The organism is Nitrososphaera sp., from assembly GCF_050748925.1.
Lineage (GTDB): Archaea > Thermoproteota > Nitrososphaeria > Nitrososphaerales > Nitrososphaeraceae > Nitrososphaera.
In genome coordinates this window covers 1-12,899 of sequence record NZ_JBOGQF010000048.1, presented here as the reverse complement: position 1 = coordinate 12,899, position 12,899 = coordinate 1, and the positions used below count along the sequence as shown (strand labels likewise).

The window sequence follows — 12,899 nt, the reverse complement described above, 5'->3', positions numbered from 1 at the left end:
TTTTATAACCACCTAGACCCGACTCCTTCTGATCATGTCCAGCTCGATCTTTTTCTCCCCCAAGTCGATTGCAGTAATTGGCGCCTCTGAAAAGCCGGGCGTCGGCAAGACCATCTTTACAAACATTGCCAAGCATTTCAAGGGCAAGATCTACCCAGTGACGCCTTCAAACGCGACGGTGGGCGGCCTGACTGCATACAAGAGCGTGATGGACATTCCTGAAATGATCGACCTTGCGGTGTTGGCCGCCCCGAGCAGGTTCACGCCTGCCGTGATGGAAGAGGTGGGCAGGAAGGGGATCAAGGGCGCGATAATCGTTTCGGCAGGGTTCAAGGAGATAGACGAGGAGGGGGCCAAGCTGGAAAAGGAGGTAGGCGAAATAGCCAAAAAGTACGGCATAAGGGTCATCGGCCCAAACTGCCTCGGCATCATGAGCCTGTCCGGCGACAACATGATGAATTCCACTTTTCTAAAGATAACTCCCAAGCACGGCGGCATCGCGCTGGTCTCGCAGAGCGGGGCAATCTGCGCCGCGACTGTCGAAGACGCAGAGGCTCAGGACATTGGCTTTTCAAAGGTCATCAGCATGGGCAACAAGGTCGACATGGACGAAAGCGACATACTGGAGCTGCTGGCAGAGGACGACGACACACGCGTTATCGTGATGTACCTAGAGGACATCCGCAGCGCAAGGCGCTTCATGGAGATTGCAAAGAGGATAACCGCAGAAAAGAAAAAGCCCATCATTGTGTTGAAGTCTGGCAGGACCGCGGAAGGCGCCAAGGCTGCGGCCTCTCATACAGGCGCGCTGGGCGGCTCTGATGCAAACTATGAAGCCGCGTTTGCCCAGTGCGGAGTCATCCGCGTCGACACGATGGGCGAGCTCTTTGACCTTGCGACCGCGTTTTCAAAGCAGCAGCTGCCACGTGGCGGCGTCGTCATCGTATCCAACGCAGGCGGCCCGGCAATCATTTCGACTGACGCCTGCTCAAAATATGGCTTGAAGATGGCCGACATTTCTTCTATCAAAGACGCGATTTCGCAGGTAATACCAGCGTACGGCTCGCCGAGAAATCCCGTTGACATTGTCGGCGACGCAGATTTCAACAGGTTCGAGAAGGTCCTGCAGCTGGTGCTTGCGCATCCAAACGTCGGCTCTGTAGTCACGATGTGCACGCCTTCGGCCACACTGAACTATGACGACCTTGCGCGGACGCTGGTAAAGATGTCAAAACAGTTCCCTGAAAAGACGATGCTGGCGTCGCTGATGGGCCTTGCAGAGGGCGTGGAGAACAGGGCGATAATGTCTGAAGGGGGCGTGCCCTACTACCTGTATGCAGAGCCGGCGATAAGGACGCTAAAATCCGTCTACGATTTCAAGGACTGGGTCGACAGCTCGTCTGCCAAGGCAGACAGGCTCTCGTTTGCCAAGGACATGAACAAGGTAAAAGAGATATTTGCAAGCGTGAGGCAGCAGGGGCGCAACAACCTGCTGGAAGAGGAGGGCTATGAAGTTTTGAGGGCGTACGGGTTCCCGACACCAAAGAGCATCCTTGGCGCGACAGAAGACGAGTGCGTCAAGGCGGCCAAGGAGATAGAGTATCCTGTCGTCATGAAGATAGCGTCGCCGGACATTATCCACAAGTCTGACGCCGGCGGGGTCAAGGTGGGGGTCAAGGGCGACGACGAGCTGCGCGGGGCGTTCAGGGCGATAATAGAGAGCGCGAAAAAGTACAAGGCCGACGCCAGGGTAAAGGGCGTGCTGGTGCAAGAGATGGTAAAGTCGGCAAAGGAGACCATACTTGGCGCAAGCCAGGACCCGACGTTTGGGCCAGTCATCATGTTCGGCCTCGGCGGCATCTATGTCGAGGTGCTAAAGGACGTCGTTTTCAGAATTGCGCCCATCGACGAGCGGGAGGCGGCCAAGATGGTCGGGTCGATAAAGACGATAAAGCTGTTGCAGGGCGTCAGGGGCGAGCGGCCGTCAGACCAGAAAGCAATCGCGGATTGTCTGCAGCGGCTGTCGGCGCTGGTGACTGATTTTCCAGAAATAAAGGAATTTGACATCAACCCTCTGCTGGTGCTTGAAGAGGGAAAAGGCGCCCGCGTGGTCGACGCGAGGATTATACTGAAAGCTTAGAGCCGCACTCTTCGCAGAATGCCGCTCCCGCTTCGTTCTGGTAGCCGCACGACAGGCACTTGTTCGCGCCTGTAGGCGCCCTGGACGTGGTCCCAAGCAATATGATGTCGCCTATCTTTGATATGCCGTCCCACTCGACCTCTTTTTGCCCCGCGTCGGAGGCTATCTTGACCATTATCCTGGCGTTGCCGGCCGTTCTGCGCAACCCGACTTCCTGCACCCTTCCGACCAGCATCGCCTCGCCGTCATAGGCGGCCATGCCAACTATTTGCTGTATGCCGACAAAGCCTTCTGCCGGCGGCACAGCGACTGCAATGGGTGCCGGGGTGATGGCTGTCGTCTCCGGCGCTGTCTCTGTCTTTGGCGCCTGCTGCTGTTGAAGGGCGGCCTGCGCCGCCGGCGTGCTGAACTTGCGATACTGCGCTATCGTGGCGCTGCACGCCCTGCACTTGTACTCGCCCTTTTCAGCCAGCGTCACTCCCTCGCCGAGGTCCTCGTTTGGGTTCTCGTAGCTGAGCGCCGGCGCGCCTTCAAAGTCGCGCTCGCACTTGTTGCAGAAATATTTTACAAACCTGTCAGCGTCAAGCCTGCCGATGCCGGCGAGGAATAATTCAGGCCCTCCAAGGTTGGCCATCTTTTGCTCGTCGTCTGAAACCTTTGCAATAGCGAAACCGCCAGAGCCGCGCAATTTCTTCTCGGCCATGTCTTCTGCCATCATTGCACATTTGCGCGCCTGCTAGTTATTTAAATCGTGCCTAGTACAGCAGCAGCCCCGTGTGGGCAATCATTTTCCATTTTCTGCCAACTTTAGTATAGATCTTGCAAGCCCTGCCTTTCCAGTGAAAGTCAGTTCCGTCGTCACGCCTCTTCCAGAGCGTGTCCACGTCAACGACTGCAAATGCCCCGTCGCCTTCCTTTGAAACAACGATCTTTTGTATCGTGCGTATGTTGTGGACTAGCCGATACGAGTCAAAAAGTTCTGACCATTCTTTCCTCCACCGGTTCCTGTCAAAGCGGCCGAGCTCAAAGATCCAGTCGACAGGGTCATGGGATTGTGCAGTCATAGGCCCCGGCCATACCATGTCCGGGTGGAATAGATCGAGGAGCTTGTCGACGTCCTGGCTGCTCCATGCCATGGTCTCCGCGTCTACCATTTCTTTTATCTCCCTCTCGGCCATTGGCAATGGATGCATAGACATTATGATGATTAATATATCAACAACACGTCAATCCTGCACGCCGTGAACGCTGTCGCAGTCCTGCTCTACCGGAACCTCGTCGCGTCGATAGACAAGGTCTTTTTGATATGGCAGATAATGTTTCCGATAATCTACATCTTTATCGCTGGCTACTCTTATTCCGCGCTCATTGGCGACCAGGGCGTCGCAATAGGGGACGCCAGCGTGCCCTACCCTGCATATCTTGCGGCAGGCATGGTCGGCTTTAACATGATGAACTCGAGTACCGCGGCGGGCAGCATCATCTGGAACGACAAGCGAAACGGCATGCTCAAGCAGATCCTCGTCATGCCATTTGCCCGGATGCATTACATCCTCGGCAACATCGTGACCACGATGCTGATGGGCCTTGCCAGCGCCGGCCTCATCCTCCTAGCTGGCTCGCCGACGCTCATCGGCAGCGCGCAGCCCACGCTCCTTGGTTCGCTGTACATCCTTTACGCTCTCCTGGTGGGCGCGATATTCTTTGGCTCGATAGCTGTCATCATCTCGACGAGGCTGAAGAGCAGCGAGGGCTTTAACGTCATCGTCAACAGCGTCTTTCTCTTTTTCTCTTTCGTCAGCTCCGCCTTTTATCCGAGCCAAGGCGTGCCCGGCGCGCTAGGCGCCGCCTTTTACGTCAACCCGCTGACATACATCGTCGACATTACCCGCGCCGGCATATTCAACCAGATTACCTTCTTTACCAACGTCGAAGTCGGGATAATCGCGGCAGTCGCCGCCGGCACGTTTGCGCTTGCCACGATGTCGATACTGCGGATGAAGGTCTAGTCCTTGCCGCTCACGACAGTGAGGAACACTTCCTCAAACGTGGGCGGGTTGACAGACACGCTCTCTATCTGGACCGAGTTTCTCGCCAGCGCCTCTATCAATTTCACCAAGAGCTCCTGCGCGTTTTGCGAGCTGATGCGCACAGTGTCTTCCGCCGGTATTTCAATGGCCGAGCCGCCGGCGACGGGCCTTACAATGTCCATGACGGACTGAGCCGTGCCCTTTAGCTTTATCTCCAGCGCCTTTATTCCGCCGTATCTTTGCTTCAGCCCCGCCGGTGTGTCTATGGCCATCATCCTGCCCTTGTTGATGATTGCTATCTCGTCGCACAGGTATTCCACCTCTTCCATGATGTGCGTCGTAAAGAAAACGGTCAGGCCGCCGTGCACGTGCTTTTTCACGTAATCCAGCAGCATCCTGCGTGCCGCCGGGTCAAGACCGACCGTGGGCTCGTCCAGGAACAAAAGGTCCGTGTCGTGCATGAACTCCCTCGCCACCTGGACGCGCCTGCGCTGCCCTATCGACAGCTCGTCGTTTTTCTTGCCCTTGAACTCTTGCAGGTCAAACCTGTCGACAAGCTCCCGGGCCCTGTCACGCCTCTTTTCGCCCGGCACGCCCCACATCATGCCGTAAAGGTCAAGCGCCTTTTCCACAGTCACGTTGCCCTCGAAACTGGGCTCCTGCAGCACCACGCCGATGCGCTTTTTGACCTCCTTGGCGTGTTTCACGACGTCCTTGCCAAAAATGCTCACCGAGCCAGAAGTGGGGTGCAGGAGCGTCGTCAACACCTTGATGGTGGTCGTCTTGCCGGCGCCGTTTGGCCCGAGAAAGCCAAAAACCCTGCCATAGTCGACGTTGAATGAAACGCCGTCAACGGCGACAAAGTTGCCATAATTCATGCGCAGGTCTGACACGCTGATGCAATAGTCGGCCATCTCCAAGCAGATTGCATGGACCGGCTAATTTCTGTATCGCAGGCCCGGCATTGCAATCCTGATGGAAAAGCATTTTCTCTCAAGATATATTAGCAAGCCCGCCAAAAGTCTACCGAGGGCAACGGCGTGTCGCTGAGTTTTATTGACATGGTAAACATACTGCTAAAGCAAAAGCCAGAGCTTAGTGCAGAGCAGATTCGCGATCTGGTGGACGAAAAAAAGCGCAAGGTGGGCGCCGGCTATTTGACAGACCAGGGAGCGCTCTTTTTGGTCGCGGCAGACCTTGGAATATCGTTTGAAAACGTGCCCAAGGCGCAGTCCGGGCTAAAGGACCTGTACGTCGGGGCAAAGGACGTGACAGTCACCGGCCGGATAATGAACATCTATCCCGCTTTCAAGTTTACAAAAAAGGACACTAACGAGCAGTCGTCGACGCGCACCATAGTCATCTTTGACAAGGACGCAAGGGTAAAGGTAAAGCTGTGGGACAAGCAGGTGGGGGTGCCTGACGAGATGGGCCTGCATTCCGGCGACCTTGTCAAGGTGGTAAAGGGGTACGTGCGGGCCGGCCTTGATGGCAAGCCGATACTCAATCTTGGCAGCTATAGCACACTCGAAGTCGTAAAGGACGACTCGCAGCAGATCCCCGCCGTCGACTCGCTCGCAATAACAATAGACGATGTCCAAGAGACGCAGGACTCTGCCGTCATAACGGGCACAGTCAACGCAAACCCGCGCATCAACGACTTTGTGAACCAGCGCGGCGAGGCCAGCAAGTCGCTGCAGCTGCAGGTGTCAAACGAGCCCGGCACGAGGACTCTGCGCGCCGTGATATGGAACATCGACGAGTCGCGGGTGCCCAAGGTCTTCAAGACCGGCGCTAAAGTAAAACTGGTGGGCGTGAGGGTAAAGCAGGGAAACCCGCAGTTTGGCAACGGCGACTTTGAGCTGCACGGTGACGAGGGGACGATACTGGAATTTTCCGGCTCGCAGGAAGACGTCGACGTGATGCCCCTGCGCATAATCTCTGTCGGCGAGGAGACCGGCAGGGGCAGCTTTCTCTGCCTGGCAGCCGACAGGGCCGGCAGGGCTCTATCGCTCACAATCGACAACTCGCTTGCGACCGCCGGCACGCTTGAGCCCGGCTCGATGGTCGAGTGCATCCCTTCAAGGATATTTGGCAATTCAGTCACTCTGTCAAAGGAAGACTCGTACCTCCGCGTGACAGACGACGATCCGTCTTTTCCCAATCTGTCAAAATTTGAGAGCAAGATAAGAGACATCGTCGCGACCAACGAGCCGTCTCCTGTCATAGTCGAGGCGATAGTGCTGCAGGCACCAGACACCGCCGACGTGAACCTGAAATCTGGCGAGACTGTGACAGTCACCTCCACGCTGCTTGGCGACGACACCGGCGAGATCCGCCTTGTGGGCTGGCGCGCACAGAGCAACGCAGTCAACAAGCTGAGCGTGGGCGACAGGCTGCGGGTGATAGGCGCCACAGCCGGCGCCGGCAGGGAAGGCCGGCCCGAGCTCACCTTGCGCTCATATTCTTCTATAACGCACCTAGGCTAAGGACAAATAGCCGCGCCGGCCTTTTGTTGCCGTGAGGCGCTCTGCGATACAGCGGCAGGCCGACGAGCTCAAGGCGAGGGTGCGCAAGCACGCGGACAGGCGCGACGAGGATTTCCGGGTGGGGGTGGAGATCGAAGTCTGCCTTCTTGACGGCAGAGGCAGGCCGGTCGACGCCGGCCCTGTGGTGGAGGCTCTGCAGGGCAAGCATGACGTCGACTATGAATACGGGATGTCGCAGCTGGAATTCAAGACCGAGCCGGTGCCGATGGATGGCATTGAAGGGCTGAACCTCCAGTTCGAGGGGTTCATCGAAGACCTGGAAAAGGCCGTCAACAGGGTCCATGGCAGGGCGACGCCGGTCTTTCTGGGCGCAAACCCGTCGCCCCACATTTCAGAGGGCCTGATTACTGACAAGCCCCGGTACCAGAGGCTGGCGCGCTGGCAGCGCAAGATTCCGGACATCGAAATGGACGGCCAGAAATTCAAGGCGGTGCAGGTCGCGACTGCCATCCAGGGGTTCCACATGCACCTGCAGGGGCGCAACCCCGGCTTTACGGCGGCAATGTTTAACCACATACTGAACCTGATACCGTCAGTCATCCTGCTTGGCGCCAACAGCCGACTCTTTGCCGGCCGCGTCTTTTCGCTGCACGAGCCCAGGTTATTCATGTACGACCAGTCGGAGCAACAGAACTCGGGTTTTCCTGGAGTGGCGCGCTACCTAGAAGGCGTCGAGGATTACATCGACTACATCACGTCGAGAAAACCTGTGGTCGCAAAAGACTATTTCGAGCTGGTCAAAGAGCGCCACGATGACGCCCGCATACGGCTCAACACCGGCTTTTACCGCGTCGAGACGCGGGTAATGTCAGTCCAGCCCACGCCCCGGACGATGATGGCCATGATAGAGTTTTTCATAGGGTACCTGCACCGGGCGATACACGAAGGGCGCGCATTGCGGCCGCTTGCCACTGTGCGGGAGGAGCGCCAGTCAGTGGTGCGCTCCGGCTTTAACGCCCAGACGCACCTCAACGTCGTCGATACTGCAAAAAGCCAGGTCGCAACTGCGCAGAAGGGGCTTTTGGACCTTGGGATAAAGCCGCAGTTCTTGGGCGTCATTGAAAGGAGGATAGAAAACCGCAACACCGCCGGCGAGCACGTCGCGCGCCTGTGGCAGGCAAACTTTGACGGCAACGTCGAAGAGACGCTGCAAGAAGTCATCGCCGACATCTGGGACAAGACGAAAAACAACCGGCCCATCTCCTGACTGGATGGCCGCAAAGCGGTAGTGTGCGTTTCCAGTGGAAACTGTCAAAAATAATAGTTCTTTAATATTACTTCGTGCGCATAAAGATGCGGCGGGAGAGGTCCATAGATTTTCAGGGGATGGACAAGAAATGCACGAGTTGCTAGTTTTTATGGTTCCAGGCCGCAGGTGTCTGGACCTGATATCGGAAAAATCTGGCTGCCAGCTAAAGAGGGGGGACTATTGTTCAGCTGTCAAGAACGCACGGGACGTACCGGGGATTTCTGATCTTTTGCATAATGGACAATGTTACAGCAGATGTTGCTGACACCCTTTAAAATTACGAGCCGCAATACAGCCAATGCAGTACGAATTCAATGGTATTCCTCAAGCGCTCTCGTATGGACAAAACATAGAAGTCTCTGTTAAGCCAGAGCCAGAATCTTCAATCCTGCAGTTGTGGAAATGCGACGACAAGGGAAACAAGCAGGCAATGCTGAACACGGACATTGCAACGCCTGCATCAGGCAAGAAGACCATGCAGTTCAAGATCTCGCCCAAGGACAACAAATATGCCAGCAAATACTCGCCCGGCAAGTACCTGCTGGTCGCTAACGCCAACACAAAGGGCGTCGGAGAGGGCACCGAGTTCCCGCTGACCCTGCAATAAGCACATCAGGGTCAATCGACAGCACGGTCTGCTGAACGCTAGATGCGGTCATGCATGCTGTGCTGCATTTTATGTCCAACTAGTCGAATGGGTTAAGGTCCATGTTCTTGAACTTGCCCATGACGTTGTCCAGCAGATCATTCTCTCCAGTTTTCTCCTGCAGCAGTTTTACTGCCTCTTCGGTGGTCTGCTGGGCCTTTTTCGGGTCCTTTATGCCGGCATCGGTGCCGAGCTTGCGGATCACCTCTTCGTTGCTTACGCTTTGCTTGGTCGACGTGAACTGCTGCTTTTCGTTGTCTGAAAAGATGTTTGTAATGCTTGACGGCAGCTTTGACAAAAGACTTGAGGCTTTGTTTGGCTCGGCCTTCTGCAGCAGCGTCTTTGAGACCAGGGTGATTGCCGTGTTTGCCTGTTCTGGAGTGATTCCTACGCGCTGAGCTAGTTGGTTAACTAGATCTTGCTGTCCTTCCATATGCATACGATGTGAGAATAAATTAAAGAGTTTGGATTTCCAAGAAAAAGATGCGCTAAAAAAATTCCTGAGGTTCTTTAATGCAACTGTCTAGTCGTTCCAGAATCCTCTGGTGATTACGTACTGCTTTTCAGCCTCGTATATGCTGCGGTAGACATGGTCGTCGTCGACATAGTTGCGCAGTATCCTTGCCGCAGTGTCGGCGCCCACGCCGTGCCCTGCCAGCACTACTATTGCCTTTCTGCCAAAGTTGTTGACAAGCGACGCGACCTTCCACGCCCGCTCAAAGCGGTGGTTCTCCTCTGCGCTCAGCTTGCCGCCTGCAAGCCGCGTCTTGATTATCCTTGCCATTTCATTGTCCGACCAGAACGTCGCCGTGACGAGCTTTGACCTGCAGAGCGGGCACACTATCTCTTCCGGCACTTCCTTTGTCTCCATGACGCGCTCCCACTTGGCGCACCGGATGCAGACGAGCCGGTGCTTTGTCTTTTCCAGCCGCTCCTTTACCAGCTCGATGACCCCTTGCTCGATGTTGGCCGGCGCGGCCGCTGATTTTGCAGAGTGCTCCATGATGGGCCTCGCCAGGTCCGAGAACTTCGTCACCTCTATCCAGTGGATCTTGATTTCACCCGACTTTATCTCTGCAAGGAATTTTTTCGCCTGCTCGATGTCGTGCTTGTCGTGCACCAGCTCGCGTATAGACTCTGAACTGACGGGCGTCTTGGCATAGCGGTCGTAGATCATGCGCGCAGCCTTTTTGTCATAGACTGCCTCCTTCGCTATCATGCCAAACCTCTTGGCCACCATCCATACCTTCCAGTTGATCTGGTGCGTCCCGGTGAGCGACGCGATGATGACCGGCTCCAGGTCGTACGTGTCGTTCAGTGCAGATTCTATCCTGCCCTTGCTCATCCTTGCGCTTGACGTCAGCATTATCCTGTACGCGTCTGCCCTTGACTCGACCATGTAGCCCAGCTGCGACGACAGTATCGTCGACAGGAGCGACGCAAGGGTGTTGTTGACCTTTGAGCCTAGCGCCGAGTGCATCACGAGCATGTTGCGGGCCGTAAAGCTTTCAACGACAATGTTCTTTGCGTCCGGGATTACCTGCAAGTCTTTTAGAGTGTCGTCCATTATCGGAGTCGACAGTTTCAGCTGGCCCTTTGCGGCCTTGCCGCGCACATTGCCGACCTCGTCTGCCGTCTTCCAGTCCACCGGTATCATCTCGCCGACCCAGTAGGGGATGTTTATTGCCGCGCCGCGCAGAGGCTCGACGTTTACGACCATCCTGCTTTCGTCCACAGCAAGGACGCGCCACTGCGTTCCCTTTAGCACAAAGACATTGCCCCGCTCGCCGTAATCGCCAACGAACTGCTGGTCCAGAGTGCCAATCCTGCGCTTGCTGATAGAGTCGATGACTTCGAATTTCAGCACGTGGGGTATCATCGAGAGGTTTTCAAAGTAGTACTTGTACGCCTTCATCTTGCGCACGTATGTCCTGCTGTTCCTGTCGTACCTTATCACGTTGTGGCCGGAGAGGATGTCAAGGCAGCTCTCAAGGTCAAAGAGTGTGACGTTGCGGTACGGGTGCGCCCTTATCACCAAATCATATGCGTCTTCCACCCTCACCGGGTCGCGGGTCTGCATGGCAAGGCCGACAAGGTGGTGCGCCATGGCGTCAAGCGCCCCTTCGTGCATCCTTTGCTCCTCTATCGAGCCCTGCTTCATGCGGTTGATGATTGCCAGCGCCTCGATTTCGTCGTCGGGGTTGTTTGTCACGATGAGACCCTTGGCAAACGTGCGCTGCCTGTGCCTGCTTCTGCCTATCCTCTGCATCAGTTTTGACACCTGTCTAGGCGAGCCGTAATGGATGACAAGGTCTACAGAGCCGATGTCAAGCCCAAGTTCCAAGGAACTGGTGCAGACTACAATCCCGGCGTCGCCTGCGCGCAACGTGTGCTCGGTCTCTTCGCGCATCTCCTTTGAGAGCGAGCCGTGGTGAATGTCCACCTTGACTTCTGACTGGTTTTTCAGCATCGTGCCCAGGTACTCGGCTTCGTCGCGGGTGTTTGTAAACAGGAGCACCGAGCCGTCCGGCTTGTTTGTCTTTACATAGTCTGTCACGAAATGGGCGACGTTGTTGAGCGAGCCCTTTACGTACTTTATTTCAATGTCATAGCCCCTCGCCGAGGTGTCGACAAGCACCGCGTGGCGCCTGCCGGCGCCTGAAACAAACTGCGCAGCCTGCTTCAGGTTGCCGACGGTGGCAGAGAGCCCTATCCTGGTCACGCGCTGCTCTGACACTGCTTCGAGGCGCTCCATGCTTATCGACAGGTGCGATCCGCGCTCTGACGGCACCAGCTCGTGCACTTCGTCGATGATGATGTATTCAAGGCCCTTTAATGCAGCGAGCATCTTTTCGCTCGTCAGGACGACTGCCAGCGATTCAGGCGTCGTTATCAATATGTCCGGCGGGTTTTCGACTATCTTTTTTTTGGCAGTCGCGGTGGTGTCCCCGTGGCGGATGTCGACTCGCAGGCCGCTCGACTCGGCATAGCGGATTATCCTGCGCTGCACGTCGTTGTTGAGCGCCCGCAGGGGCGTGATGTATATGGCCCTTATCGCGCCCGCCTTGCCCCTCGCGTGGGCAAGCATCGTGAACACGGGCATGACTGCCGCCTCGGTCTTGCCAGAGCCGGTGGGCGCCACGAGCAAACAGTTCACCTTCCTTGCGATGACCGGCAGGGCCTTTCGCTGTATCGTGGTTAACTTGGAAAAGCCTTCTGTGGTAAACTTTTCTACGATGAGCCTGTCGCTATCGCTTGTCGTCGCGGTCTGCAGCTGCGGGCTGCTGCTGGCGGGACTTGGCACTTGCTCTTTCATAGACCATTACTGCAAACAGGCCGACCACAAACAATCCTATCGCGACGCCGATATAGGAATCAAAGTTTGCAATCGCTTCGCCTATCATGCGGGGTGAATTGACTACCGGTGCATAAATACGTTCTTGTTTTGTTCCACGAAGCGAAAATCGGTTCCTAGCTTTATAAGAGATGTCGGCGCGTGGCGCGTATGGAAATTAAGGCAAGCGTCATGCTTGCGGCTGCCCTCGCGCTGTCCGCATTCATGCTGACATCCGGGTCTGCCGCAAAAGCATTCGCACACCCGGCGGATATTGATTTTGCGACAAACGTAGAGTTCATCAGGGGACACCTTGACAAGGCCGTTGAAAACAAGGCGGCAAATAATACCGCCTTGGCGACAGCACATGCCGGCCATCCCGTCGAGGAGGTCTACTCGCTCATCACCGGCGAGATATCCGAGCACGATCCGGAGCTCAATACTCAGCTTGAGGCGGGCCTGAACGGCCTGTTCGAGCAGATAGGCGACCTTTCGCTTGAAGAAGTAGAGGGCAGGGTCGCAGACCTTAACGCCGACCTTGACGCCGCGGTACAGGCGGTGGTGCCTGCATCTGAAAGCGAAGAGCCGGCCTTCTGGGCGGCAGTCGCGGTAGGCCTGCTGGAAACTGCCGAGCTCGAGTACGGGGAAGGCGTCGTGGACGGCGCAGTTGCCGAAGAGATAGAATACCAGGACGCGACGGCATTTATCAACCGGGCAAAGGCAGTCTTTGAGCAGATAAAGGCGGACACGCCCGAGCACGAGGCAGAAGAGATCGAGGGGTTCTTTGGCCAGCTTGACGCGCTTGTTGCCAGGCCTGCTAGCCCCGGCGAGGTAGGGACCGTAATCGGCGGCATCCAGCACGAGCTTGAAGAGGCGTTCGAGCTTGAAAGCGCAGGAGCAAGCGAGCTGGGCGGCTGGGAGTACATTGAGAACATTAACGAGCTTTTGGAC

General features: G+C 56.2%; 12 protein-coding genes. 6 read left to right on the top strand and 6 right to left on the bottom strand.

Going from position 1 to position 12,899, the window contains the following annotated elements; genetic code table 11:
- Positions 1-34: 34 nt before the first annotated feature.
- The gene (locus ACREAY_RS05660) at positions 35-2,140 is read left to right on the top strand and encodes a 4-hydroxybutyrate--CoA ligase (protein WP_431754790.1); all 2,106 of its coding nucleotides are present in this window, start codon (positions 35-37) and stop codon (positions 2,138-2,140) included.
- Here ACREAY_RS05660 and ACREAY_RS05655 read toward each other — a convergent pair.
- Together ACREAY_RS05655 and ACREAY_RS05650 are read right to left on the bottom strand one after the other, a co-directional pair.
- On the bottom strand, positions 2,124-2,858 hold the full coding sequence (locus tag ACREAY_RS05655; RefSeq protein WP_431754789.1) for a zinc-ribbon domain-containing protein: 735 nt from the start codon (positions 2,856-2,858) through the stop codon (positions 2,124-2,126). The genes ACREAY_RS05660 and ACREAY_RS05655 overlap by 17 nt on opposite strands.
- Positions 2,859-2,895: 37 nt before the next feature.
- The gene (locus tag ACREAY_RS05650) at positions 2,896-3,318 is read right to left on the bottom strand and encodes a DUF4440 domain-containing protein (RefSeq protein WP_431754788.1); all 423 of its coding nucleotides are present in this window, start codon (positions 3,316-3,318) and stop codon (positions 2,896-2,898) included.
- A 63-nt stretch (positions 3,319-3,381) separates the two neighbouring features.
- Between ACREAY_RS05650 and ACREAY_RS05645 the strand changes: the two genes are divergently transcribed.
- The gene (locus tag ACREAY_RS05645) at positions 3,382-4,149 is read left to right on the top strand and encodes an ABC transporter permease (RefSeq protein ID WP_431754787.1); all 768 of its coding nucleotides are present in this window, start codon (positions 3,382-3,384) and stop codon (positions 4,147-4,149) included.
- On the opposite strand, the gene ACREAY_RS05640 is transcribed toward ACREAY_RS05645, so the two are convergent.
- Positions 4,146-5,084 (bottom strand): ABC transporter ATP-binding protein, encoded by a 939-nt coding sequence (locus tag ACREAY_RS05640; RefSeq protein WP_431754786.1) that lies wholly within the window; start codon positions 5,082-5,084, stop codon positions 4,146-4,148. The genes ACREAY_RS05645 and ACREAY_RS05640 overlap by 4 nt on opposite strands.
- A gap of 126 nt (positions 5,085-5,210) precedes the next feature.
- Here ACREAY_RS05640 and ACREAY_RS05635 point away from each other — a divergent pair, with 126 nt between their 5' ends.
- The 3 genes from ACREAY_RS05635 (at position 5,211) to ACREAY_RS05625 (ending at position 8,575) form a co-directional block, all read left to right on the top strand.
- On the top strand, positions 5,211-6,659 hold the full coding sequence (locus ACREAY_RS05635) for a hypothetical protein (protein WP_431754785.1): 1,449 nt from the start codon (positions 5,211-5,213) through the stop codon (positions 6,657-6,659).
- Between the two features lie 31 nt (positions 6,660-6,690).
- Complete coding sequence (locus tag ACREAY_RS05630) at positions 6,691-7,926, top strand: carboxylate-amine ligase (RefSeq protein ID WP_431754784.1); 1,236 nt, start codon at positions 6,691-6,693, stop codon at positions 7,924-7,926.
- Positions 7,927-8,266: 340 nt separating this feature from the next.
- A complete protein-coding gene (locus tag ACREAY_RS05625; RefSeq protein ID WP_431754783.1) occupies positions 8,267-8,575 on the top strand; it encodes a hypothetical protein in 309 nt (102 codons plus the stop codon).
- A 79-nt stretch (positions 8,576-8,654) separates the two neighbouring features.
- Here ACREAY_RS05625 and ACREAY_RS05620 read toward each other — a convergent pair whose 3' ends face one another.
- The 3 genes from ACREAY_RS05620 to ACREAY_RS05610 form a co-directional block, all read right to left on the bottom strand.
- Positions 8,655-9,047, bottom strand: a complete 393-nt coding sequence (locus ACREAY_RS05620; protein WP_431754782.1) for a DUF2267 domain-containing protein — start codon at positions 9,045-9,047, stop codon at positions 8,655-8,657.
- Between the two features lie 90 nt (positions 9,048-9,137).
- Complete coding sequence (locus tag ACREAY_RS05615) at positions 9,138-11,918, bottom strand: DEAD/DEAH box helicase (RefSeq protein WP_431754781.1); 2,781 nt, start codon at positions 11,916-11,918, stop codon at positions 9,138-9,140.
- The gene (locus ACREAY_RS05610) at positions 11,863-12,018 is read right to left on the bottom strand and encodes a hypothetical protein (RefSeq protein ID WP_431754780.1); all 156 of its coding nucleotides are present in this window, start codon (positions 12,016-12,018) and stop codon (positions 11,863-11,865) included. The genes ACREAY_RS05615 and ACREAY_RS05610 overlap by 56 nt, the downstream gene beginning before the upstream one ends.
- Before the next feature lie 101 nt (positions 12,019-12,119).
- Here ACREAY_RS05610 and ACREAY_RS05605 point away from each other — a divergent pair.
- Positions 12,120-12,899: hypothetical protein (locus tag ACREAY_RS05605; protein ID WP_431754779.1), on the top strand; the 780-nt coding region annotated here is incomplete at its 3' end.